Here is a 23,337-nt window from a genome sequence, read left to right as displayed (position 1 = left end):
GCGATGCGTGGAACGGCACGTCCACGATGCTGGAGCCACATGAGCACGGCACCGCCTGGGGGCCGTGGGTGGACATCGATCTGTGGACCGCCAAGTCCTGATGTCCACCTCACTCGACACGACGACCGCAGACCCGGTGCGCGGAGGGGCCGCGCATCGCGGTCAGCGCAGTCGCCGGCGCCGATCGGGACGTCTGCTGCGCGCTCGCCTGCTGCTCGCCGCCCCGATCACAGCCGTCGTGTCGATGGCGACGTTCTGGCTGGCCTCGCTCTCGCCGTTCGATCCGCTGGCCGCGTACCTGGGCTCGCGGTTCGAGAAGACGAGCAGCGCCCAGCGAGCGATCCTCGCCGAGCAGCTCGGGCTCGACGACTCGTGGATCGCCATCTGGGGACGGTGGATCCGTGACGTCGTCCTGCACTGGGACTGGGGCCAGTCCCGGTCGCTGGCTCGTCCTGTCTCGGACGTGCTGGCCGACCGCCTCCCCTACACCTTGCTGCTGGCCGGCAGCGGTCTGACGATTGCCATCGTGCTGTCGCTGCTGCTGGGCGTCCGCGCCGCGTGGAAGCCCGGCTCGTGGACGGATCGATGCGCCACGGCCCTGGCCTACTCGATGCAAGGCATCCCGCCCTTCGTGGTCGCTCTGGTCGCGATCAGCGTCTTCTCGTCGGTACTGGGCATGCCGGCCGGTGGAGTCTCGGCCGGCGGTGCTGACCCGACAGCGGGATCGATCGCCCGTCACCTCGTGCTGCCCGCCTTCGTGCTGGGCCTGTCGCAAGTGCCGTGGCTGCTGCTCAACGTGCGTTCGTCGGTCATCTCTGCCCTGGGCGAAGATCACGTCACCGCGGCGCGGGAGCAGGGGCCTGCCTGACCGTACGGTCGTGTGGAAGCATGCTCTGCCGCAGCGCTCCTGCCATTCGTGACGGTCATCGGTGTGCGACTGCCCGAGCTCGTGACCGGCGCCCTGCTGGTCGAGACGGTCTTCGCTGGCCCGGGCTCGCCTCGGCCACGGTCGACGCGGCGATTGACGGAGACTTCCCCCTGCTGGCCGCCGTGACGACCTTGACCTGCCTGGCCGTGCTGATCGGGTCGGCCCTGGCCGACTCGGTGTACCTGTTCGTGGATCCGAGGATTGATGACATCTAACGCCACCACGTCGAGACGTTCCGTCCCGGTCACGACAGCCCGGGCGCCACGCCCAGTCGAGCCGCAGTGGCGCCCAGCGCCGTCGTGGCCTCGGCGACGTCGGGGCGCTCGGCGTCAGACGAGCCGACGGACGTTGCTCCTGTGCTGCGCGGTGCTCGTGTCCGTGGCCCTCTACGCGGTCATCGTGCCGATCTTCGCCACAGTCGATCCGCGCACCGTCGACCTCGTCGGCTACCTGCAGCAGCCCTCGCCGGCTCACCCCATGGGAACCGACCTGCTGGGACGCGACCTGCTGCTGCGCTGCGCGCAGGGCATTCGGACGTCGCTGGTCATCGCGGCGGCTGCAGCGCTCACGTCCACCGTCATCGGGGTGCTGATCGGCACCGTGTCAGCTGCGCTGGGCGGATGGACCGACCGGTTCGTGATGCGCGTCGTCGATGCCACGAACGCGTTGCCGCACCTGTTGCTGGGTGTCGTGATCGTCTCGTTGTGGCGCGGCCAGTGGTGGGCCATCGTGGTGTCGATCGGCCTGACCCACTGGACCCAGGTCGCCCGTATCGTCCGCTCGGCGGTTGCTGTCGGTGCGCACCCGCGAGCACGTGCGTGCGTCCGTCGTGTCCGGCGCGTCTCGCGTGCAGGTGTGGAGCACCCACCTGCTGCCCGCGATCATCCCTCAGGCGATGATCGCGGTCGTCCTGCTGCTACCGCACGCCATCTGGCACGAGGCTGCGCTGTCGTTCCTCGGCGTCGGGCTGCAGCCCAACGACCCGTCCTTGGGCACGCTGCTCCAGGACGCCCGGTCGGGGATCCTGGCGGGCGGATGGTGGCTGCTGGTGTTCCCTGCCTCGCTGCTCACGGCTACCTGCCTGGCGATCGCCGGCATCGGCGGCCACCTGAGCCGCGCGGCGATGCCGAAGCACTCGATCGAGTCGCAGGTGGCGCGATGAGCGCGGCCGTGCAGCTGGCCACCACCGTCCGCTTCGATGCGTTGTCGATCAGGATCTTGCTCCCGGGCCGCGAGCGGCGATGGGTCCATGCTGCCGAGGACGTCAGCCTGGGACTGGAGCCCGGCCGAGTGACGGCCGTCGTCGGCGAGTCCGGCTGCGGCAAGTCTCTGCTGGCCCTGGCCCTCATGGGCCTGCTGCCGGCCGGGACGTTCACGCGAGGTTCGATCCACTACGGCGACGTCGACCTGCTGACGGCGCCGACCTCGTTGATGCGCTCGATCCGTGGTGTCGGGCTGGGACTCATCCCCCAGTCGGCTGCCACCCACCTCAACCCGGTGCGCACGGTCAGAGCCACGATGGCCGAGACGCTGACGTTCCACGGCCACCCCGCGGAGACCGCCGATCTCCAGGCGCTGCTCACCGACTTCGCGCTTCCTGCTGACACCCTTGACCGCTACCCCCACGCTGTCGGGCGGAATGGCCCAACGCGTCCTGGTGGCGATGACCCTCGCGCTGCGACCAGAGGTGATCGTCGCCGACGAGCCGACCTCGGCACTGGATGCTGACTCGTCTGCGCTGGTCCTGGCGGCCTTGCGCGCACACGCCGATTCGGGCGCCGCGGTCATGCTGATCACGCACGACCTGGTGGCCGCCCGCGACGTCGCCGACACTGTCGCGGTCATGTACGCGGGACGACTGCTCGAGACCGGTCCGGCCGATCGCGTCCTGGTCGACCCGTGGCACAGCTACTCGCGGGCGCTGCTCGACGCACTGCCCGAGAACGGGCTCAATCCGGCACCTGGCGTGCCCCCGTCCTTGGTGGACCCCGATCCCACGGTGTGCGCCTGGCACAGCCGGATCGGCACGCGATGCGCCCCCGTCGTCAGCGAAGACAGCACCCACGTGATTGCCTGTGCGCCCGTAGGAGGACGTTGATGCTGACACTCGACGAGGTCACGTTCTGCTACCCCGGGAGCGACACCCCCGTGTTCGAGCGGGTCTCCCTGCAGGTGCCAGCCGGCGCCTCGATGGGTCTGCTCGCGCCCTCAGGATCAGGCAAGACGACGCTGCTGGGAGTCGCCTCCCTCTCGATGGAGCCGACGGCAGGCACGGTTGCTGTGGCCGGCACGCCGATCACCGGCACCGGTCATCGGGTGCCGCAGACGATCAGGCGCAAGATCGGGATGGTCGTCCAGTCACCTCGGGCTGCGACCAGCCCTCGCCTGACCTTGCAGCGCATCATCGCCGAGCCCCTGTCATTCGCCGACGGCCGCCGCACGCCCGACGCGTCCGCCTACGCCGCCCAGGTCGCCGAGCTCGCCGACACCGTCCAGCTGTCGGCAGACCTGCTCGAACGACTGCCGCACCAGGTCTCCGACGGCCAGCTGCAACGCGCCTGTCTGGCACGGGCGCTCGCGCTGGATCCCGAGATCCTGCTCTGCGACGAACCCACGGCGATGCTCGACTCGCCGACGACGGCGGTCATCATGAAGGTGGTTGCTGCCAGGGTCGAACGCGGCGCGGCCGCGCTGATCGCCTCGCACGATCGCGCCCTGCTCGGGGTGACCTGCGACGTGCTGAGGTCGCTCGACGCGGCCTGACGCCTCGCTTTCCACAGATTCGTCTAGTGGCATTGACTTGAATCGTCTAGATATCTAGACACAATGGATGAAACGAAGAGATCTGCTAGCAGCTGCTCGCGCGGCAAGCCAAGGTAGAAGGTCTAGAGGTCGTCACGACCGAGGGCGGGAACCACACCAAAGTGCGTATCGGGAATTGACAGACCGTCGTTCCACGACACAGCGAGATCAACGAGATCACCGCCAACGCCATCCTCAGGCACATGGGAGTGCAACGATGAACGTCACAGCGAAGGCCCAACGGACCGGCTCGTGGTGGGCAGTCGAAGTCGTGGAACATCCTGGCGTCTTCACTCAGGCCCGCCGGCTCGATCAGGTTCCTTCCATGGTCCGGGACGCAGTCGCCTTGGTGACCACCACGAACGCCCAAGACATCACTGTGACCGTCGTCCCTGTCGTTCCAGAGATGGACGAGATGGTCCGCGACGCCCGCGCAGCGAGGGCCGCCGCCGAGGATGCCCAGCAGGCCGCGTCAGAAAAAATCAGGCACGCAGCCCGGAGCCTGGTCAGTCACGACATGACCGTGCGTGACGCTGGCGAGCTGCTCGGCGTCTCACCGCAACGGATCTCCCAGCCGTCAAAGGCTGATCGCAGACGCCCCTCAGCCAGCAGATCGCCGCGCCGCCGCACTGCTCGCCACGTACGCTTGTATGCGTGGACGACCCGTCGCCGCAGCAATCGAACCCCGCCGTGGAACGACTGCTGCACGATTCTCTCGGCGAACGCCGCTGGCTCACGCTGACCGGGGCCGGCGTCTCGACCGACTCGGGAATTCCCGACTACCGCGGCCCGGGTTCACCTGTCCGTACGCCGATGACGTACCAAGACTTCATCCGCTCCCCCGAGAACCGCCAGCGCTACTGGGCCCGCGCCCACGTCGGGTGGTCTCGCATGCGCCGGGCCGAGCCCAACACGACCCACCTGCTGCTGGCCGAGATGGAATCAGCGGGCCGACTGACCGGGCTGATCACGCAAAACGTCGACGGCCTCCACAGCCGGGCCGGACACCGCGACGTCATCGACCTGCACGGCCGCATCGACCGAGTCGTCTGCCTGACCTGCCATGGCTGACACCGCGCGGCGCGCTCCACGACCGGCTCGCCCGGCTCAATCCCGGATACGAGTCCCGCGTCGGCGAGATCGCACCCGACGGCGACGTCATCCTCGACGAGACCGCCGACTTCGACGTCGCTCCGTGCAGCACGTGCGGCGGTGACCTCAAGCCCGATGTCGTGTTCTTCGGCGAGAGCGTCCCGAAGGAACGGGTGGCCAGCTGCTTTGCACTCGTCGCGGAGGCAGAGGCCTTGGTCGTCCTGGGTTCGTCGTTGCAGGTCATGTCGGGCCTGCGCTTCGTCAAGGCGGCCCGCAAGAGCGGCATCCCTGTCGTCATCATCAACCGTGGTCCGACGCGCGGCGACGAGCTCGCGACCGTCAAGATCGATGCTGGCTGCGCCGAGACCCTCGAGCTGGCTGGCGCCCTGATCTAGTCAGCTCGTGTTTCACGTGAATCACGCGTGATCAGTGCCAGAGGGCCCCGAAATTCGCTACGGTTTCGGGTAACCACTGGCCCACAGGAGGAATCGACATGAGCGACTCCACTCCCCCGCCCGTCCCCGGCGACGGGTTCCCTCCCCGCCGGCCGTGCAGCCGCCCACCACCGGGGGCTACCCCGCGCGGCTCGCCGTCGACCTCCCGACACGATCGCCCGCTGGCGGGTCATCGGCAACATCATCCTGGCGATCCCGCACTTCTTGATCCTGTACGTGCTGGCGATCGTGGCCGAGGTCGTCGTGATCGCCGCCTGGTTCGTCGGACTCGTCACGGGTCGGATACCCGAGGGCATGCTCAGCATCGTCGCGATGTTCCTGCGGTACCAGGCCCGCGTCGGGGTGTACGCATCGTTCCTGAACGAGGACTACCCGCCCTTCGCGTTCTCCAGCTCGTTCGCCGACCCGGGCGACTACCCGAACGTGCGGGTCGACCTGCAGGCCCAGGTCGAGAACCGCAGCCGACTGACGATCTTCTTCCCGGCTGATCCTGGCGATCCCGCACCTGATCGTGATCAGCATCCTGAGCGTCATCGCCTACGTCTTCTACATCATCGCCTGGTTCGCCGTGCTGATCACCGGTTCGTGGCCTGCACCTCTGCGCCGCTTCATCATCGGCTACCTGCAGTGGAACGTGCGACTCTCGGCCTACCTGATGCTGGCGACCGACCAGTACCCGCCGCTGAGCTTCGAGGACTAGCAGCACGCAACGGCCCCCGACCCGCTGATCGCGGGTCGGGGGCCGTTGTCGTGAGGTCAGCTCAGCTGACGAAGGCGCATCGTCTCGGGCAGCGCAGCCAGCTCCCGCAGCACCTCGGTGCCGAGTCGTCGGCGACGTCGGTCAGCACGTAGCCGATCTCGCCGCGGGTCGACAGTGACTGCGCCTCGATGTTGACATCGTGCTCACCCAGGAGGCCGTTGATCGTCGCCAGGACCCCCGGAGCGTTGCGGTGCACCAGTGCCAGACGATGCTTCGAGGCATCGGACGGCAGGTTGATCTCCGGCATGTTCACGCTCAGCGAGGTGCCGCCGTACGAGGCGTACGACCGCAGCTTGGAGGCCACGAAACGTCCGATGTCCTGCTGCGCCTCTTCGGTCGAGCCACCCACGTGCGGCGTGAGGATGACGTTCTTGAGCCCACGCAGGTCGGACTCGAACTGGTCGCCCTGCCGCTTCGGCTCGACCGGGAAGACGTCGACCGCAGCGCCGGCGATGTGCCCCGACTCGAGGTGCTTGCGCAGGGCGGCCGTGTCGACCGCGATGCCGCGCGACAGGTTGAGGAACAGCGAACGCGGCTTCATCTGCGACATCTCTTCATCACCGAACAGCCCGGCGTTGCCGGGACGTCCGTCGACGTGCAGGGTCACGACGTCGGAGATCGCGAGCAGCTCTTCGAGCGTCGAGCAGCGCTTGGCGTTGCCCAGCGCCAGCTTGTCGTCGATGTCGTAGAACACGACCGACAAGCCCAGCGCCTCGGCGATGACCGAGAGCTGGCTGCCGATGTTGCCGTAGCCGATGATGCCGAGCGTGCGTCCGCGCACTTCGTGGCTGCCGGCGGCCGACTTGTTCCACACACCGTTGTGCATGTCGGTCGACTTCTCGTGCAGACGACGTGCCAGCGAGATGATCTCGGCGATCGCGAGCTCCACGACGCTGCGCGTGTTGGAGTACGGGGCGTTGAACACCGCGACACCCTGACGGGTCGTGGCAGCCAGGTCGATCTGGTTGGTGCCGATGCAGAAGGCACCGATCGCGAGCAGGTCGGGCGCCGCAGCCAGCACCTTCTCGGTCACATACGTCGTCGAGCGGATGCCGAGCAGGTGCACGCCCTGGATGGCCTCGATCAGGTCGTCCTCGCCGAGCGCTCCGTCACGCGTCTCGACCTGGAAGCCCTTGCCCCGCAAGAAGTCCGCACCGTCGGTGTGGATGTTCTCGAGCAGCAGGACGCGGATGTCACCGTCGTTGAGCAGTGAGGTGGGGTACGGGGCAGTGTTCGTCATGGTCATCATCATCGCGGATGCCTCCAGTCAGCAGAAAATTGGCTGACGTGGGGCCCAGGCGAACGGTCCCGATGTCGTTGATTTCACAAGGGCTCCCCGGTGGTATCCACCTCAACGCCAGTCGCACTTGCTTGCCATCAGCGTACCGGCTGGTGCCAGCCCCTGGTCACACGACGCCGAACCGGGCCTTGATCTCGTCCGGCAGCTCCTGCTCGATGTTGGCGAGGCGCACCTGACCCTGCGCGATGAGCCGGTCGTCCTGGTCGACCGAGTCGAGGTGCCACAGCTGCTGGGTGCGGCCGCGGTGGATCGGCGTCGCGGTCGTCGTGATCGTGTCGCCGACCTTGGCCTGACGCAGGAAGTCGGTCGAGTTGTTGGTGCCCACCACGACGCCCTTGCCGCCGAACCACAGGAAGCCGGCATAGCTGGCCGTCGACTCGTGCACGGCGCAGTAGATGCCTCCGTGGGGGATGCCGAACGGCTGCAGGTGGTTCGTGGTGATCGTGAACCGCACGACGACCTTGTCGGGGGTCATCTCGAGGTGCTCGACGCCGAGCAGGCCGTCCAGGCCGGGATGTCAGTCATGTGCCCAGCGTAGGTGCCCCGAGAACGCGGCTATCGGCAGAGTTCGTCGATCAGGGACGCTGCCTGACCAGGCTGCTCCGGCAGCCGCTCGATCCAGCACCAGACCCGTGGACCCCCACCTCGTTCGATCCGACGGATCCCCCACCGGCGCTCGATGCGCTCGACGACATCCACGGCGCTCCTGCCCGGGACTGTCACCGCCAACCGCCGCAGGGTCAGTCGTGCCACGACCTGCGCGTCCAGCAGCCGCGGTCGACGACCCTCGCCACCTCGGAGAGCCCGAACGACTCGAGCAGTCCTGCGGGGACGTTCGGATCGTCCTGACCGCGACGACCCACCTCGACCACGACGAGCGACCAGTCACGCGACGTCCCGCGACGGCACAGACCCGCCACCTCGGTCTGCAGGTGCTGGACCGTGGCAAGCCCGGTCATCGGGTCGGTGCACCTCAGCTGCGAGTAGCGACCCAGCGCAGCCTCCGACCAGGCGACAGCCAGCGACCGCTCGAGAGCACGATCTGCCCCCGTCAGACCCAGCGCTGCGGACGCGCCGTCGAGATCGTCCAAGAGCGACTGCAAGCTCCTGCCGTCCAATGCGTAGAGGCTCGCCACCTGCCACACGGCATCGGCCAGATCGCCGTCACCGCACCAGGCAGCCACCAACGGTCCGAGCTCGGCCGCCACGGGCCCACCTCGACCTGCTGGTGCCTTGGCCGGACGGCCTCTTCCTCGAATCTGCACTGCGTTCTCCCGCCCGGGCCTCCCAGCCGCCTACCCGTTGGACCCTCGATCGGCCGATCCATCACGCAAGCCCACAAAAGATTCACAAAAATATTTCGCTGAACCTTCGTCACAGGACACACTCCTTTGGGTCTTATGTGCGGAGGGATCAATGCACACCGACGACCAAGCCGGCGACGCCGAGCTCATCACGCGCTACCGCGCCGGTGATGACGATGCCGCGACTGAGCTGTTCGAACGCCATCACGCGCCAGCGCGCCGCTTCGCCTCACGGCTGGCCGGACGCTCAGCGGCTGACGACCTCGCCGCCGAGGCCTTCAGCCGGGTTCTTGCGGCCCTGCGCAACGGTCGAGGGCCAGACGTGGCGTTCCGTCCCTACCTCATGACCTCGGTGCGCAATGCCCACATCAAGACGGGCCAGCGAGACAACAAGATCGTCTGGGTCGACGAGTACGAGCCCCTGGGCAACCAGGCGGCAGCCGAGGACGAGACCGATCTGCGGTCGGAGTCCTCCTTGCTCGCCCAGGCGTTCTCGAGCCTGCCCGAACGCTGGCAGACCGTCCTGTGGCACACCAGCGTCGAGGACGAGCCCCGCGAGGAGGTCGCCCGGTTGCTCGGCATCACTCCCGCAGCGGTCGGAGCACTCGCCTACCGCGCCAGAGAGGGACTGCGGCAGGCCTACCTGTCGGCGCACATCTCGACCACCGACGACGCCGTGTGCCAAGGCGTTCGCGAGAAGCTCGCGGCCTACTCGCGCGGCCAGCTGGGTCCCAGGGACACCGCGACGGTCGAGCAGCACGTCGACGACTGTCGGGACTGCGCACTGGTGCTGGCCGATCTGCGCGGCATCACGAGCGATCTTCCTGCCCTGCTGGTCCCGGCCCTCCTCGGTGGATCCGGCGCGGCGTGGTGGGGCGGTCGAGCCCGAGGGCGGTCCAGCCAGAGCCGTCCGCGCGGCACGTCATCGTCAGCCGGGCGACGAGCGATCGCCGGGACACGCACCCGGTTGGCTGCCGCGGTGTCGTCGCCAGCGGGCGCGATCGCGACCCTGGCGACCGGCGTCGCGGCAGCGGCGGTCATCGCGGTGATGCTGGTCCGGCCATCGGACCCCGGCACACCCTCGGAGGGCTTCGCCGACGCCGGGCCTGTTCGCACTCCCGTCGAGCAGCCACGTGTGCGCAGCGAGTCGCCGACCGCGGCACCCGTGCCCGATCCTGTGCCCGAGCTGCCGGTTCGACCCGAACCCGTCCCGGTGGTCCCGCCAGCCGCGCCCGCTCCGCAAGCCGAGCCGCCGTCTGAACCAGAGTCGAAGCCGCCGCCGCGGCCCAGCCCGGAGCCGACACCAGAACCATCGCCGGAACCAGAGCCCGAACCGGAACCCGAGCCCACGGGCACGACGTACGACCTCGCCGTCGGCCTGGCCAATCTCGCCGAAGGCGTTGACTGGACGACGTTCGACCTCGTGGTGTCCTCCCCCGACGGGCCGTCGACGCTCGTCATCGACGTCACCTCGGCCGGCGGCTGGAACTTCGGCTCAGCCCCGCCCGTCGGCGCCGACTGCACCGCACCATCGGGCGACACACCAGTCCAGATCACCTGCACGTTCGCCGATGCCTTCGACGGAACGCTCAGCTTCATGCTGCTCGACCAGGTGGCAGGCTCTGCCTTCACCGCCTCGATCAGCGCGGCGGACAACACCGATCCCACGCCGGGCGACGCGACGGTCTCGTACACTCGTGACACGCGGCTCGCTCACGTCCGAAGATCGGCCAGCAGCTTCAGCTCGTCCGCCCTGGTCAGACCTGCGCGACGTGGACGGTCGAGTCCTCGAGTGCGCTCGTCGACGAGGACATCGCGCAGGGTCGAGTCGACGGGCCGGCGCGCCAGGCCGAGGTCGAGCGCCCGGCGGTCGTCCATCATCCCCATCCCGCGGTGGCTGAACGGCAGCCACAGTGGCAGCGACCGTGGACCCATCCACTCCTCGACGCGGTGCGACCGCAACCAGCCCGGATCGGCCTCGACGCAGCGTCCGGTGAATCCCGCGGCCTCGGCCGACCTCCGCACGAGCTCGCCGACCGTGGTCTGCTCGCCCACACCGTGCACGACTCCGGTCGCGCCGGACTCAGCGGCGTGCAGGACGAAGGCGGCGAGATCACGCACGTCGACGACCTGCATGGGCTGGGCGACGTCGCCAGGCACGAGCACCGGATCGGCACCGGCCGACGCGAACCTCGACACGTAGTAGCCCAACCGGTCGGACGGATCGCCCGGACCGCCGATCAAGCCGGCACGGACGATCAGGTGATGCCGCAGCGCACTGACTGCCTGCTCGCACGCGACCTTGGCCTCGCCGTAGTGCTCGGGGTCGGCGTCGTCGTGCGGGTGCGGCGCCAGCACGGGTGACTCCTCGGTCAACGCAACACTCTGATCGGCGTACACCGATCCGGTCGACACGAACGTCCAGTGCGACGACACACCGCCGAGCGCCTCGACGGCCGACCGCACGTGCCCCGGCTGCCGGGACACGTCGATGACCAGGTCCCAACGCCGGTCGAGGACATCGTCATAGGCACCGCGCCTGGACCGGTCAGCCTCCACGAACGTCACGTTCGCTGGCGCGTGACCAGACTCGCCTCTCGCCAGGCACGTGACGTCATGTCCGCGGACGACAGCGTCATGCGCGATCAAGCCTCCCAACCAGGAGGTCCCACCCAGCACCAGAACCGAAGCCATAGGCCCAATCAACCACGATGTCGTCGATCGCGCGTCCCGACGACCGACATAAAACCGTCGGCGCGGTTGTTGACCACGTCATGACGATTGCATTGACCGGTTCCACCGGCACCGTCGGAGGCATTGCCGCCCATCTGCTCGACGACGCGCAGGTGCCCGTGCGACTCCTCGTGCGCGATCCGTCCCGGGCTCCTCGCCTGGCTCACGCAGACGTGCGGTCCGCCTCGTACGGCGACCCCGCCTGTGTCGAGGCGCTGTCCGGTGTCGACACGGTGTTCATGGTGTCGGCGCACGAGAGCGCCGACCGCCTCGACCAGCACCGCTCATTCATCGACGCCGCCGTCGCTGCCGGGGTGCGCCACGTCGTGTACCTGTCGTTCGTGGGAGCCTCTGCGACCTCCGGCTTCACCCTGGCCCGCGACCACGGGGCCACCGAGGACTACCTGCGCGCATCCGGTCTCGACTGGACCTTCTTGCGCGACAACTTCTACGCCGAGGTCCTCGTGCAGTTCGCCGACGAGCAGGGCGTCATCCGCGGACCGGCCGGCACCGGCCGCGTCGCCGCAGTGTCACAGCGAGACGTCGGCGCGGTCATCGCCCACGTGCTGGCTGAATCGCGCGAGCACATCTTCCAGACCTACGACCTGACCGGACCCGAGGCTCTGACCCTGTCGGACGTCGCCGCCATCGCGCACCGGATCACCGGACGCCCGTTCTTCTTCGTCGACGAGACGATCGACGAGGCCCGGGCCAGCCGCGCCCACTACGGTGCACCCGACTGGCAGGTGGACGCGTGGATCAGCACCTACACAGCCATCCGCGACGGCGAGCTCCAGCACGTCGACGGTGACATCAGTCGCCTGCTCGGGCGGCCCGCCACCTCGTTTCGACGAAGCTGTCGCCGAACAGGCATAGGGTTGGTCCATGTCTTCTGAGCTGCTCACCCTCACCGGCGCCGTCACGATCCGCGAGCGGATCGCCCTGCCGCCGGGCGCCATCGCCACGATCAAGCTCGTCGACGCCGAGGGCGAGGTGCTTGCCGGCACGGCCGTCGACGTCACGGGCATCCCCACCGAGTTCACGGTGAGCGCCGACCCCGAGTTCATCGCCGATCCCGACGGCTGTTCATCTGGGCCGCGCTGCGCTCCGAGGTCGGGGTCTGGGGCACCACCGATCTCGTGCCCGTCGATGGCGACTCGGTCGAGGTGCTCCTCACCAAGATCGAGGACTGATGCCCCGGGGCGATCGCGGACCCAGCGTCACGCATCTCACCGACGCTGAGATCAGCGCCGGAGGTGCCCCGATCCTGGGCCGCATCGCTCACATGCTGAGGCCCTACCGCACCAAGATGATCTTCGTGGCGGTCGCCGTCGTGGCGTCCGCGATCCTCACCTCGGTCGTCCCGTTCCTGACCAAGGCCGCCTTCGACAAGGCCCTGTTCCCGCCCGGCGGCGGGGTCGACCTGCCCCTGCTGGCCTGGCTCGTCGCCGGCATGTGCGTCATCCCGATCGTGACAGCCCTGATCGGCATCGGCCAGAACTGGTTGACGTCCACGATCGGCAACTCGGCGATGGCCGATCTTCGCAGCGACCTGTTCGCCCACCTGCAGAAGATGGAGCTCGCCTTCTTCACGGCGACCAAGACCGGAGCGATCCAGTCCCGTCTGGCCAATGACGTCGCAGGGGTCCGCACGGTGCTCACCGACACCGCGACCTCGATCCTGCAGAACAGCGTCACGGTCGCTGCGGCCTTCGTGTCGATGCTGATCCTGTCGTGGCAGCTGACCCTGCTGACGCTCGTCGTGATGCCGCTGTTCGTGTACATCCAGCTGCAGGTCGGCAAGCGCCGCCAGCGGCTCGCCCGCAAGACCCAGGAGTCGCTGTCAGAGATGACCGCGATCACCGAGGAGGCGCTCAGCGTCTCGGGCATCCTGCTGTCCAAGGTGTTCAACCGCGCCGACTCCGAAGTCGCCCGCTACCGCGAGGCCAACCGCAACCAGACCCGTCTGCAGGTCGAGCAGGCCATGACCGGTCGGGCCTTCTTCGCCACGGTGCAGACCTTCTTCGCCATCACGCCAGCGATCATCTACCTGGTCGCCGGGTACATGATCGACGGCGGCACGGGGCTGACCGCCGGAACCCTCGTCGCCTTCACGACGCTGCAAGCCCGGTTGCAGATGCCGCTGCTGCAGCTCATGCGGGTCACGCTCGACGTCCAGACCTCCCTGGCGCTGTTCCGTCGGCTGTTCGAGTACCTCGACCTCAAGCCGGCGATCACCGAACGGCCGGGGGCGGTCGCCCTCGACACCGAGAACGTGCGCGGCGAGATCGAGTTCCGCAACGTGTTCTTCCGGTATCCCGAGCCCCGTGCCCTCAGCGGCACCGTCAACCACGACCGGTTCGGCGACTCAGGCGTACGGATCGACCGAGTCAGTCCGGCCCCCGAGCCGAGCTGGGCGCTCGAGAACATCTCGCTGACCGTCAAGCCCGGCCAGCTCGCGGCAATCGTCGGGCCATCGGGTTCTGGCAAGACCACCATGACGTACCTCGTGCCCCGCTTCTACGACGTCAACGAGGGCAGCGTGCTGATCGACGGCACCGACGTCCGTGACCTCACGATGGGCTCGCTCGCCGAGGCCGTCGGCATGGTGACGCAGGAGCCGTACCTCTTCCACGGCTCGATCCGCGACAACATCGCCTACGCCAAGCCCGATGCCACCGCCGACGAGATCGAGCAGGCGGCGCGCGATGCCAACATCCACGACCGCATCCTGTCGTTCGCCGAAGGCTACGAGACCATCACGGGCGAGCGGGGCTACCGGCTCAGCGGCGGTGAGAAGCAGCGTCTGGCAATCGCACGGGTGCTGCTGATGGACCCGCGGATCCTGATCCTCGACGAGGCCACCTCGGCTCTCGACACCGAGACCGAGCGGCTCGTGCAGGATGCGTTGGAGCGCGCCACCCACAACCGCACGACCATCGCGATCGCGCACCGCCTGTCGACGATCCACAACGCCGACGTCATCTTCGGCCTCGAGGACGGTCACCTGGTCGAGCAGGGCACGCACGACGAGCTGCTCGAGCCTCGGTGGGCTCTACTCGCGGCTGTACGTCGAGCAGTTCGGCGCCGGCCAGATCGAGGCCAGGTTCACCGACGGGGTGCGGTTCGTCAACGGGTCCACGTTCTGCGACCGGCCCCGCGACGACGAGCGACGCGCCGACGTCTCGCTCTAGCGGGTCAGTCGACGTCGCTGGTGCCCTGGACGGCCGCCTCGTGAGCGAGGTCGAGCGCTGTCAGGGCGGCATCCTGCTCAGCGGGCGACCCGGCGACGTCGGGCCCGCTCAGCACCACCGACGTCACGCGTTGGTCCGTGCAGGTCTGAGCGCTGACGGCCGAGACGCCCGGCGACACCTCGACCACGCTGACCACCCGCGACGCGTCGTCGGTCGCTCCATTGGCGGCCGCGACGTTGACGAAGATGTCGCAGGCGATCGCCGGATCGACGTCGGTGCCGTCGCCCACCAGACGCAGCGCGGCGTCGAGCTTGTCCTTCTGGGTCGTGGCCAACGGGTTGCCACTGCTGCGCAGCTGGTCGATCAACTTCGGCACCTCGCTCGCCCAGCGTTCGGCGGGCAGTGACTGCACCTGCACGAGCGGCCCCCGTGCCAGGTTGGGCTCGGTGCCGAACCGGCACGAGTAGTCTGCCGTGGCACCCTCGACGTCCACCCGGGTGTTGACCGTGGTGCCGGCAAGATCGCGCCGCGCCGGCTCTGTCGAGCAGCTTGCAGACATCGACGCCTGCCGCGGCAGTGCTGGAGCTGCCCGTGTTGTCAGAGTCCGATCCTCCGCACGCAGCGGTCGTCACCGCGACGAGCACGGCGATACTGGCAAGGCGACGACGCATGTGGGCCTCCCGAGTCCGTCCTGCAACGACGGGGCCAGCCTACTGCCGAGCGACTGCTCGCGCGTGTGCGGCTTTGAGTGCTGCGGCCACTTTTCGCTCGTACGCCTTCGACTCCTTGCAGCTTCGGCGTCGAGAACACCAACGAGGTCAACCGACCGCTCGAACAGGTCTGGGCCGAGATGCCGACGGCCTCCTCGCTGATCGGCAGGTACGACAGGGTCGTGGTGGTCCCGGGCTTGTCGCCACCGATCTCGGCCAGCGTCGTGAACGCCTCGCAAGCCTGCTTGCCCGTGAACGAGTCAGCCCCTGAGAGGAGCTTCTTGGCCTTCGCCAGCTGGGCCTTGCCATCAGCGTCCTGCACCTCGGCCGACTGCTCCATCTGGGCGACGATCTCGGGCAAGGTCTTGGCCCAGGCCTCAGCGGCCAGGTCGGTGACCTGGATCAGGCCCTTGTCGCTGGCCCAACGGCACTGGACGGCACCTTCGCGGGCGTCCGCCGCCGCCACGGCATTCAAGTTGCTGCCCAGCAGCGCAGCGCGATCGTCAGCATCTAGCAGCTCGCAGCCGGCGTTCTCGTCCAACGACTCGTCGACGACCTCGTCGGTGGCGGTCGGCGTCGGGTCGGCCTTCGGCTCGTCGTCCGACGACGTGCACCCCACCACGGTCAGCAGCGCAGTCACCGCGAGGGCCGTGGCCTTCCAGCGGACGCTCATACGGCACCAGGGCGGCGCAGCTCGCGCACGCGCACGACGACGAAGACCGCGATGACCAGCAGCACGGCCACGATCACGAGCTTTTGGAACACGTCGGCGTACGGCTCGACCTTGTCCCAGTTCTCGCCGAGCCGGTAGCCAGCGATGACGAAGATCGAGTTCCATATCAGGCTGCCGAGCGTCGTCAGCGCGAAGAACAGCGCGAAGTTCATCTTCTCCACCCCGGCCGGCAACGAGATCAGGCTCCGGAAGATCGGCACCATGCGGCCGAAGAACACCGCCTTGCCGCCGTGCTTGGCGAACCACGCCTCGGTCTTCTCCAAGTCGCTGACCTTGAGCAGCGGCACCTTCTCGAAGACCAGGACCGCCCGATCGCGACCGAAGATCGCACCGAGCCAGTACAGGAGCACGGCGCCTGCGACTGAGCCGACCGTCGTCGCGATCAGCGCGCCGGTCAGGCTGAACGTTCCTTGACTCGCAGCGAAACCGGCCAACGGCAGGATGATCTCGCTGGGGATCGGCGGGAAAGATGTTGTCCATGCCGACCGCCAGCGCGGCACCGACCAGACCGAGCTTGTCCATCAGGTCGACGACCCAGCCCGCAAGCCCCGAGTCGGGGGCGTTGGCGGCTTGAGCTGTGAGGGTGGTCAGTAAGGTCACGGGAGTGAGCGTATCCGCCAGGATCAATCCGTTCGTCGCCGTCGGCTGTCTGGGGGCTGTGACCCTCGTTGCGGTCCTCGCACTGGCCGGTCGCGACGACGAGACGATCGTCGACCGCGCTGCAGAAGCGCCCGCAGCGCGCACCCCGGCCAAGGCGGTCGACGTGATCGACTCGACGACCCCGGCACGGTCCGCGTCGGCCATCTCGGAACGGCTCTTCCCGACCTCGCCCGTCGCGGTGCTGGTCGACCGACGCGGAGGTGTCGCGCAGAGCATCGCCATCGAGTCCGCCAAGACGCTGCGCGTGCCCGTGCTGGTCGACGACGCATCGGCACCCGCGGAGCTGCGCCGGCTCAAGGCGACGACCGTGCTGGCCTTCGGTCGAACTCGCGCCGTGGCGGGCGCACGGGCAGTTCCCCTCGAACCTGACCGCGCCGCCGCCGAGGTAGCGACGCTGACGCCCGGACCGGCCGTCCAGCCCGCCGACCTCATCGTCGTGACCCGATCGCTCAAGGCCAATGCCGCAGCCGTCGCGACGGCGACGAACGCGGGGGCGACCGTGATCGAAATACCCGATGCGGATCCCCGAACCTCCCCCGCCGTGGCGCGGCAGCTGCGAGACCGGGCCACCACGCCCGTCATCGCGCTGGGCCGACCATTCGTCCAGGGGTTCGCCTACTCCCTCGACATCGTCCGTCGCCAGATCGAGCAACCGACCGGCGGCCTCCTGGCCTTGCCCGGCAAGCACTACACCGCGATGTACGGCCATCCCGGTGCGCCGCAGCTCGGAGTGCTCGGCGAGCAGGGGGTGCGCGCTTCGATCAAGCGAGTCGAACGCCTCGCCGCCAAGTACCGCCGGGTCAGCAAGCCCGAGTTCGTCCCCGACGTTCGAGATCATCGCGACGGTCGCCTCCGCGGGAGCGGGCAAGGACAAGAACTACTCGACCGAGGCGTCCGTCAAGACCTTGAAGCCGCTGGTCGATGCCGCTGAGAAGGCTGGCGTGTACGTGATCCTCGACCTGCAGCCGGGTCGAACGGACTTCCTCACCCAGGCCAAGCTCTACCGCTCGCTGCTCGCCCGGCCACACGTCGGACTCGCTCTCGATCCAGAGTGGCGACTCAAGCCGAAGCAGAAGCACCTGCGACAGATCGGCTCGGTCAAGGCCTCGGAGATCAACCGCACCGCGTCCTGGCTGGCGGCCCTGACCCGTACCAAGCACCTTCCCCAAAAGCTGTTCGTGGTGCACCAGTTCTCGACATCGATGATCAAGGACCGCAAGCGGCTCGACACCGGCCACGCCGAGCTGGCGACCGTGATCCACGTCGACGGCTCCGGGCCCCAAGGGGCCAAGCAGGGCACCTGGTCGGTGCTGCGGAAGAACGCACCGCCCGTCGACGGCTGGGGGTGGAAGAACTTCGTCGACGAGGACGAGCCGATGCTGTCGGTGCCGCAGACCTGGCGCCAGGTCCGACCGCGCCCCGACCTGATCACGTATCAGTGACATCGCGGGCTTGACCTTGACGCATGGTCAAGGTTGCACGATGTTTCCATGTCTCGCTCGTCCTCTGCCGTCCCGCTCTACATCGGCGGTGCCTCGCTCTCCCTGTTCGGCAACTCGGCCATCGGGATCGTGCTGCCCTGGCTGGTCCTGACGACGACCGGCAGCCTGTCGTCGGCGGGGGTCATCGCCGCCGTGGCGGGTCTCGCAGCGGTGCCGGCAACGTTCGCCGGCGGCCGCCTCATCGACCGGTTCGGCGCCCGCAACGTTGCTGTGGTGGCCGACGTCGGCAGCGCGACCGCGGTGCTGGGGCTCGTCGTGGTCCACTACACCGTGGGGCTGTCCGTCCCGTGGTTCATGGTGCTCGGTGCCGCTGGCGCAGTCTTCGACGTTCCCGGCATGACGGCTCGCCAAGCCATGCTCGCCGGGGTCTCGTCGGTGTCGGGCACCTCGGTCGAGAAGGTCGCCGGGCTGTTCCAGGCCGGGTTCTCGCTCGCCTTTCTCGCCGGGCCGGGCATCGCGGGCGTCCTGCTGAGCGTCATGGACCCGATCGACGTCGTGTGGGTCACTGCTGCCTGTTCGGGCGGCGCTGCTCTGGCCACGGCGCTCGTCCCGGTCATGGGCCAGTCGTTCGACCACGGGCCGCCAACTCCGGGCGGCAGCCTCGGCTGATCCGTCGCACGCCCGCTCTTCGTGCGATGCTCGTCATCGCCTTCGCCGCCAGCCTGGTGACACTGCCCATGATCAGCCTGCTCATGCCTGGTCATTTCAACCTGATCGGCGAGCCCGACCAGTTCGGTCTGACGATGTCCGGGTTCGCGGTGGGCACCCTCGTCGGATCGGTGCTCTTCGCCGTGCTGGCCAAGCGGTCGCGTCGCACCGCGTACGTCGCGGGCATCCTCGCGATGTCGGGTGGCATGTGGCTGTTCGCTCCCTTGGGCAGCTTCTGGCTCATCCTGACCGGGATGGTCGTGATGGGGACAGGGTCCGGCCTGTTCGGACCCATCTGGAACGTGTATGTCGCCGACCAGGTGCCCGATGACGTGCGAGGCCGGGTGCTCGGGTGGCTCAACGCTGGAAGCCTCGTCGCCGGTCCGCTGGGACTCGGCCTCATGTCGCTGGTGCTGCTCGGCGGTAATCTCGGTCTTGGCGCAGTGCTGGTCGCTGCGGGATGGTCGGCCGTCGCGGTGTTCGCGATCGCCAGTCGCGGGGCCCGAGAACTCACGGCGCCGGTGCCGCCGGTTGCGGAGTCGCTCACAGTTCCGGAGTGATCCGGCACGATGGTGGGCATGCTGCGGATCGGAGAGCTCGCGTCCTACGTCGGCGTGTCGACCCGGACCGTGCGGTTCTACCACCAGCGCGGCCTGCTGCCAGAGCCTGAGCGGACTCCCGCCGGCTATCGCTTGTACGACGCTGACGCGATCTTGCGCCTGTCGCGCATCGTCGCCCTGGCGTCTGCCGGGGTTCCCCTGGCCCGCATCCACGACCTGCTCGAGGCATCTGAGGACGACTTCGCCGCCGCATTGACGCAGATCGACACAGATCTCGGTCACCGCATCCGCCAGCTGAAAGATGATCGGGCCCGGCTGAAGCGGCTGCGCGCCGGAGATGCGCTGACTCTGCCCGACGTCATCGTGCGATTCATCGAGCAGCTTCGTCGACTCGGGCTCGACCCAGTCGTCGTGGACCACTACCGGGACTCGTGAATCCTGTCGCATGCGCTGTACACCGCACCGATCGAGGCCTGGCTGGACAAGCTCGGCGACTCCATGTTCGGTGACCCGGAGTACCTCGACCTCATGGTGCGGATGTTCCAGCACGTCGACGCCGATCCTGAGTCGCCCGAGATCTCCCGCCTGGCCGATGACACCGTCGACTGGATGGCCTCGCGGTGGGACTCGACCCTTGATGCCTGGTACTTCGACCAAGGTCTGGACGATCCCGCCGCCAATGCCCTGCTCGACGCCCAGTGGGACCACAAGCCGGCCTGGATCAGGCTGAGCGAGCTGATCCTGGACCGTCTGCGCGATCGCGGGCTGCACCACCCCGCGATGGAGCCCGAGCAGTAGCCTGCTCGCAGTCGTCAGCCGAAGAAGTCGCCGGCCGCGGGAGCGCCCGGAGGTGGCTCGGCGTCGCGAGCCATCGGCGTGAAGCGCGAGTAGTGGCCCTGGAAGCTGACCGCGATCTTGTTGGTGGGTCCAGAACGGTTCTTGGCGATGATGATGTCGGCCTCACCGGGACGTTCGGACTCACCTGCGCCCGTCGCATCGGGACGGTTGAGCAGCAGCACGATGTCGGCATCCTGCTCGATCGAACCGGATTCACGCAGATCGGAGATCTGCGGCGTCTTGTCGGTGCGCTGCTCCGAACCACGGTTGAGCTGGCTGATCGCCACCACCGGGACTTCGAGCTCTTTGGCCAGCAGCTTGATGTTTCGGGAGAACTCCGAGACCTCGACCTGGCGGCTCTCGACCCGCTTGCCCGACGTCATCGGCTGCAGGTAGTCGAGGACCACGAAGCCCAGACCGTGCTGCTTCTTGATGCGCCGCGCCTTCGAGCGGATCTCGGGCATCGTCATGTTGGGGCTGTCGTCGATGATGATCGGCGCGCTGTTGACGCGAGGCATCGCCTTGGTGATGGCATCCCAGTCACGCTGGTGCATGCCGCCGCCACGCATGTGGCCGATGCTGACCCGGGCTTCGGCCGAGAGCATGCGCATCGCGATCTCGGCGCCGGTCATCTCGAGCGAGAAGATCGCGCACGGGATCTGGTGGCGGATCGCGGCGGACCGGACGAAGTCGAGGCCCAGGGTCGACTTGCCGACACCCGGCCTGGCCGCGACGACGATCATCTGACCGGCCTTGAAGCCCGTCGTGAACTTGTCGAGGTCGGGGGAAGCCGGACGGGACACCCGACATGCTGCCGTCACGGCCCTGGATCTCTTCGATCTCGTCGATCGTGAGTGGCATCAGCTCGGAGACCAGGCGGTAGTCATCGGCCTGGCTCGTGCCGTCGACGTCGAGCACCTCGGCCTGGGCCCGGTCGACGATCTCAGCGACCTCGCCCTCACCGGCCTGGCCGAGCTGCGCGATGCGCTGGCCGACCTCGACGAGGCGACGCAAGATGGCCTTCTCGCGGACGATCTCGGCGTAGAAGTCGACATTGGACGCGATCGGAACAGCCTGGACCAGATCGTGCAGGTAGGGCGCCCCGCCGATGCGTCCGATCTCACCGCGCCGGGTCAGCCGGCCGCGACGGTGATGGCATCGGCCGGTTCACCGCGGTTGGCCAGATCGGTGATCATGTCGAAGATCAGCTCGTGGGCAGGCCGGTAGAAGTCACGCCCCTGCACGATGTCGGCCGCGGGGTCGATCGCATTCTTGCTGATCAGCATCGCGCCGAGAACGCTCTGCTCAGCTGCCATGTCTTGTGGCGGAACTCGTCCCGAGCTGGGATCGTCACCGGGCCCGGGGCCCGACTCGTAGAGGTCCGTCACACTCACAGATGAGCCCCTTCTGTCGTCACGATTCACCTTAGACATCGGCGCTGACACAACTGCCGACCCGTCACCTTAGGCCTCCTGAACCTGAGGTGAAAGCCGGGCTACCCACAGGGGCTGTGCGCAACTGCCCGGCACCTGTGGAAAACGCCGCCAGCGGTGTGCACAGCCAGTGGATGAACTTGTGGACAAGAAGTTTCTTTTGCCAGCAAGTGGTGTCTGACCTGCTGAAATACAAGTTTTTTCGTGTGGAGACAAAGTTTCTTCGGCCGCCCACCTATCCACGGGTGCCTGTTCATAGACTTGTCGACAAAACCCGTCACTTTGTTCCCACGTCACCCAATAGTCACTTTCCGGAAGGCCTCGATGGCACTGTTCAAGGCACTTCGCACGAGGCTTTGCACGACGCTCCAGAGCCCGTTCGACCGCCAGATCCTCGCCGTCGCAGTGCCGGCCTTCTTCGCCCTCATCACCGAGCCGCTGATGCTGCTCGCGGACACCGCGATCATCGGCCATCTCGGCACCCCCGAGCTCGGCGGTCTCGCGGCGGCATCGGTCGTCCTGTCGACCGTCGTGGGACTGTGCGTGTTCCTGGCCTACGGAAGCACCGCGTCCGTCGCGCGGCACCACGGGGCCGGTGACAGTCGAGGCGCCTACGCCCTCGCCATCAGCAGCCTGTGGCTCGCGACCGGGCTCGGCATCCTGCTCGGACTGCTGCTGGCGGTGAGCAGCGGATCCCTGGCACAGGCGCTGTCGAGCTCGACACCCGTCGCAGGATTCGCCCGCGACTACCTCCTGGTGTCCACGCTCGCGATACCGGCCATGCTCGTGATCCTCGCCGCAACCGGTGCGCTGCGCGGAAGCCTCGACCTCCGCACGCCGCTGCACGCCATGATCGTGGCCAACATCGCGAACGTCGTTCTCAACGTCCTGTTCGTCTACGGCTTCGACTGGGGAGTGCGTGGGGCCGCAGCCGGGACGGTCGTCGCGCAGTGGTGGGCGGCGATCTGGCTCGCCACCGTGATCGTGCGTCGTTCGCGACAGGCCCGTGCGTCGACACGACCGCGGATCGGTGAGATCCTCGACGCCGCTCGTCAAGGCGTCCCGCTCCTGGTCCGCACGGCCACGCTGCGGGCGTCGATCATTCTCGGCACCCTGGTCGCCGCCGACCTGGGAGACGCGTCGTTGGCAGCCCACCAGGTGGCCGGGACGATCGTGCTGTTCCTCGCCTTCGCGCTCGACGCCATCGCGATCGCCGGCCAGACCCTCACCGGCCATGCCCTCGGCGCAGGTGACGCCACCACGACGCGTGCACTCACCCGCCGGATGATCTGGTGGGGGCTGTGGACCGGGCTGCTCGCCGGTGCGGCTCTCGCCGCCGTATCCCCCTGGGTCTCGCACCTGTTCACGACTGATCCTGCCGTGCGGGACGCGCTGGTCCCCGCCCTCGTGGTCGTGGCCGCGATCCAGCCCCTGTCCGGCATCGTGTTCGTGCTCGACGGCGTGCTGATCGGTGCCGGCGACGGCGTCTACCTCGCGGTTGCCGGACTCTTCGTGCTCGCCGCCTATGCGCCGCTCGCACTAGCCGTCGGCTGGACTCACGCCGGATTCACCTGGTTGTGGGTCGCGTACGGAGGATTCATCGCGGCCAGGCTGGCCACCCTGTGGCACCGCCAGCGCGGGGATGCCTGGATGGTCCTCGGCGCGACCAGCACGTCAGACTGAGAT

General features: G+C 68.1%; 26 protein-coding genes, 4 pseudogenes and 1 riboswitch. Of the genes and pseudogenes, 22 read left to right on the top strand and 8 right to left on the bottom strand.

Annotation, left to right across the window (positions count from 1 at the left end; genetic code table 11):
- Window positions 1-100: 100 nt before the first annotated feature.
- The 11 genes and pseudogenes from ACHMWU_RS27100 to ACHMWU_RS27050 all read left to right on the top strand — a co-directional run bounded on the left by ACHMWU_RS27100 (window position 101) and on the right by ACHMWU_RS27050 (window position 5,977).
- On the top strand, window positions 101-868 hold the full coding sequence (locus ACHMWU_RS27100; protein WP_396048616.1) for an ABC transporter permease: 768 nt from the start codon (window positions 101-103) through the stop codon (window positions 866-868).
- A gap of 20 nt (window positions 869-888) precedes the next feature.
- Complete coding sequence (locus ACHMWU_RS27095; RefSeq protein ID WP_396048615.1) at window positions 889-1,143, top strand: hypothetical protein; 255 nt, start codon at window positions 889-891, stop codon at window positions 1,141-1,143.
- Window positions 1,133-1,705: pseudogene (locus tag ACHMWU_RS27090) on the top strand (ABC transporter permease); the annotation flags it as partial. The gene ACHMWU_RS27095 and the pseudogene ACHMWU_RS27090, both read left to right, overlap by 11 nt.
- A 19-nt stretch (window positions 1,706-1,724) precedes the next feature.
- On the top strand, window positions 1,725-2,090 hold the full coding sequence (locus ACHMWU_RS27085; protein ID WP_396049247.1) for an ABC transporter permease subunit: 366 nt from the start codon (window positions 1,725-1,727) through the stop codon (window positions 2,088-2,090).
- A complete protein-coding gene (locus ACHMWU_RS27080) occupies window positions 2,087-2,656 on the top strand; it encodes an ATP-binding cassette domain-containing protein (RefSeq protein WP_396049246.1) in 570 nt (189 codons plus the stop codon). The genes ACHMWU_RS27085 and ACHMWU_RS27080 overlap by 4 nt, the downstream gene beginning before the upstream one ends.
- Window positions 2,568-3,026 carry a hypothetical protein gene (locus tag ACHMWU_RS27075; RefSeq protein WP_396048614.1) on the top strand — a complete coding sequence of 153 codons (459 nt, stop codon included), beginning with the start codon at window positions 2,568-2,570 and terminating at the stop codon, window positions 3,024-3,026. The genes ACHMWU_RS27080 and ACHMWU_RS27075 overlap by 89 nt, the downstream gene beginning before the upstream one ends.
- Window positions 3,026-3,691 (top strand): ABC transporter ATP-binding protein, encoded by a 666-nt coding sequence (locus tag ACHMWU_RS27070; RefSeq protein WP_396048613.1) that lies wholly within the window; start codon window positions 3,026-3,028, stop codon window positions 3,689-3,691. Before ACHMWU_RS27075 ends, ACHMWU_RS27070 begins: the two co-directional genes overlap by 1 nt.
- A 729-nt stretch (window positions 3,692-4,420) precedes the next feature.
- Window positions 4,421-4,801: a Sir2 family NAD-dependent protein deacetylase gene (locus ACHMWU_RS27065; protein ID WP_396048612.1), complete on the top strand. Its 381-nt coding sequence runs from the start codon at window positions 4,421-4,423 to the stop codon at window positions 4,799-4,801.
- Complete coding sequence (locus tag ACHMWU_RS27060) at window positions 4,780-5,217, top strand: Sir2 family NAD-dependent protein deacetylase (protein WP_396049245.1); 438 nt, start codon at window positions 4,780-4,782, stop codon at window positions 5,215-5,217. Before ACHMWU_RS27065 ends, ACHMWU_RS27060 begins: the two co-directional genes overlap by 22 nt.
- 213 nt (window positions 5,218-5,430) lie before the next feature.
- Window positions 5,431-5,646, top strand: a pseudogene (locus ACHMWU_RS27055) (DUF4389 domain-containing protein); the annotation flags it as partial.
- Window positions 5,647-5,788: 142 nt separating this feature from the next.
- Entirely contained in the window at window positions 5,789-5,977 is a 189-nt protein-coding gene (locus ACHMWU_RS27050; protein WP_396048611.1) for a DUF4389 domain-containing protein, read from the top strand.
- Window positions 5,978-6,038: 61 nt separating this feature from the next.
- On the opposite strand, the gene serA is transcribed toward ACHMWU_RS27050, so the two are convergent.
- The 3 genes from serA to ACHMWU_RS27035 form a co-directional block, all read right to left on the bottom strand.
- Window positions 6,039-7,277 carry a phosphoglycerate dehydrogenase gene (gene serA, locus ACHMWU_RS27045; protein WP_396048610.1) on the bottom strand — a complete coding sequence of 413 codons (1,239 nt, stop codon included), beginning with the start codon at window positions 7,275-7,277 and terminating at the stop codon, window positions 6,039-6,041.
- A gap of 45 nt (window positions 7,278-7,322) precedes the next feature.
- A riboswitch (ZMP/ZTP riboswitch) is annotated at window positions 7,323-7,412 on the bottom strand.
- 31 nt (window positions 7,413-7,443) lie between these two features.
- Window positions 7,444-7,836, bottom strand: coding sequence for a PaaI family thioesterase (locus ACHMWU_RS27040; protein WP_396049244.1), 393 nt, complete (start codon window positions 7,834-7,836; stop codon window positions 7,444-7,446).
- Window positions 7,837-8,077: 241 nt separating this feature from the next.
- Window positions 8,078-8,545 (bottom strand): hypothetical protein, encoded by a 468-nt coding sequence (locus ACHMWU_RS27035; protein ID WP_396048609.1) that lies wholly within the window; start codon window positions 8,543-8,545, stop codon window positions 8,078-8,080.
- Between the two features lie 208 nt (window positions 8,546-8,753).
- Here ACHMWU_RS27035 and ACHMWU_RS27030 point away from each other — a divergent pair.
- A pseudogene (locus ACHMWU_RS27030) lies at window positions 8,754-9,413 on the top strand (RNA polymerase sigma factor); the annotation flags it as partial.
- A gap of 941 nt (window positions 9,414-10,354) precedes the next feature.
- On the opposite strand, the gene ACHMWU_RS27025 reads toward ACHMWU_RS27030, so the two are convergent.
- A complete protein-coding gene (locus ACHMWU_RS27025) occupies window positions 10,355-11,335 on the bottom strand; it encodes an NAD-dependent epimerase/dehydratase family protein (RefSeq protein ID WP_396048608.1) in 981 nt (326 codons plus the stop codon).
- A gap of 80 nt (window positions 11,336-11,415) precedes the next feature.
- Between ACHMWU_RS27025 and ACHMWU_RS27020 the strand changes: the two genes are divergently transcribed.
- From ACHMWU_RS27020 to ACHMWU_RS27010, 3 genes are read left to right on the top strand one after another with little or no spacing between them, the layout of a single operon-like run.
- Complete coding sequence (locus ACHMWU_RS27020; RefSeq protein ID WP_396048607.1) at window positions 11,416-12,270, top strand: SDR family oxidoreductase; 855 nt, start codon at window positions 11,416-11,418, stop codon at window positions 12,268-12,270.
- Complete coding sequence (locus ACHMWU_RS27015) at window positions 12,260-12,616, top strand: YbaY family lipoprotein (protein ID WP_396048606.1); 357 nt, start codon at window positions 12,260-12,262, stop codon at window positions 12,614-12,616. The genes ACHMWU_RS27020 and ACHMWU_RS27015 overlap by 11 nt, the downstream gene beginning before the upstream one ends.
- Complete coding sequence (locus ACHMWU_RS27010) at window positions 12,567-14,612, top strand: ABC transporter ATP-binding protein (protein WP_396048605.1); 2,046 nt, start codon at window positions 12,567-12,569, stop codon at window positions 14,610-14,612. Before ACHMWU_RS27015 ends, ACHMWU_RS27010 begins: the two co-directional genes overlap by 50 nt.
- Here ACHMWU_RS27010 and ACHMWU_RS27005 read toward each other — a convergent pair.
- From ACHMWU_RS27005 to ACHMWU_RS26995, 3 genes are read right to left on the bottom strand one after another with little or no spacing between them, the layout of a single operon-like run.
- Complete coding sequence (locus ACHMWU_RS27005; protein WP_396048604.1) at window positions 14,573-15,127, bottom strand: hypothetical protein; 555 nt, start codon at window positions 15,125-15,127, stop codon at window positions 14,573-14,575. The two genes, ACHMWU_RS27010 and ACHMWU_RS27005, sit on opposite strands and share 40 nt — an antisense overlap.
- Window positions 15,128-15,165: 38 nt before the next feature.
- Entirely contained in the window at window positions 15,166-15,951 is a 786-nt protein-coding gene (locus tag ACHMWU_RS27000) for a hypothetical protein (protein WP_396048603.1), read from the bottom strand.
- Window positions 15,948-16,511: a DedA family protein gene (locus ACHMWU_RS26995; protein WP_396048602.1), complete on the bottom strand. Its 564-nt coding sequence runs from the start codon at window positions 16,509-16,511 to the stop codon at window positions 15,948-15,950. The genes ACHMWU_RS27000 and ACHMWU_RS26995 overlap by 4 nt, the downstream gene beginning before the upstream one ends.
- A 104-nt stretch (window positions 16,512-16,615) precedes the next feature.
- On the opposite strand from ACHMWU_RS26995, the gene ACHMWU_RS26990 reads away from it, so the two are divergent.
- The 6 genes from ACHMWU_RS26990 to ACHMWU_RS26965 all read left to right on the top strand — a co-directional run bounded on the left by ACHMWU_RS26990 (window position 16,616) and on the right by ACHMWU_RS26965 (window position 20,179).
- Window positions 16,616-17,602 carry a hypothetical protein gene (locus ACHMWU_RS26990; RefSeq protein WP_396048601.1) on the top strand — a complete coding sequence of 329 codons (987 nt, stop codon included), beginning with the start codon at window positions 16,616-16,618 and terminating at the stop codon, window positions 17,600-17,602.
- Entirely contained in the window at window positions 17,577-18,113 is a 537-nt protein-coding gene (locus tag ACHMWU_RS26985) for a hypothetical protein (protein ID WP_396048600.1), read from the top strand. The genes ACHMWU_RS26990 and ACHMWU_RS26985 overlap by 26 nt, the downstream gene beginning before the upstream one ends.
- Before the next feature lie 48 nt (window positions 18,114-18,161).
- Window positions 18,162-18,782, top strand: a complete 621-nt coding sequence (locus ACHMWU_RS26980) for an MFS transporter (protein WP_396048599.1) — start codon at window positions 18,162-18,164, stop codon at window positions 18,780-18,782.
- Window positions 18,783-18,808: 26 nt separating this feature from the next.
- Complete coding sequence (locus ACHMWU_RS26975; RefSeq protein WP_396048597.1) at window positions 18,809-19,381, top strand: MFS transporter; 573 nt, start codon at window positions 18,809-18,811, stop codon at window positions 19,379-19,381.
- Window positions 19,382-19,399: 18 nt separating this feature from the next.
- On the top strand, window positions 19,400-19,816 hold the full coding sequence (locus tag ACHMWU_RS26970; protein ID WP_396048596.1) for a MerR family transcriptional regulator: 417 nt from the start codon (window positions 19,400-19,402) through the stop codon (window positions 19,814-19,816).
- Between the two features lie 63 nt (window positions 19,817-19,879).
- Window positions 19,880-20,179, top strand: coding sequence for a hypothetical protein (locus tag ACHMWU_RS26965; protein ID WP_396048595.1), 300 nt, complete (start codon window positions 19,880-19,882; stop codon window positions 20,177-20,179).
- 14 nt (window positions 20,180-20,193) lie between these two features.
- Here the strand turns inward: ACHMWU_RS26965 and dnaB are convergent.
- Window positions 20,194-21,534: pseudogene (gene dnaB, locus ACHMWU_RS26960) on the bottom strand (replicative DNA helicase).
- 441 nt (window positions 21,535-21,975) lie between these two features.
- Here dnaB and ACHMWU_RS26955 point away from each other — a divergent pair.
- The gene (locus ACHMWU_RS26955; protein WP_396048594.1) at window positions 21,976-23,334 is read left to right on the top strand and encodes an MATE family efflux transporter; all 1,359 of its coding nucleotides are present in this window, start codon (window positions 21,976-21,978) and stop codon (window positions 23,332-23,334) included.
- Window positions 23,335-23,337: the final 3 nt, after the last annotated feature.

The organism is Aeromicrobium sp. UC242_57 (assembly GCF_044452305.1).
Taxonomy (GTDB): Bacteria; Actinomycetota; Actinomycetes; order Propionibacteriales; family Nocardioidaceae; genus Aeromicrobium.
This window is presented reverse-complemented; position numbering and strand designations above follow the sequence as displayed.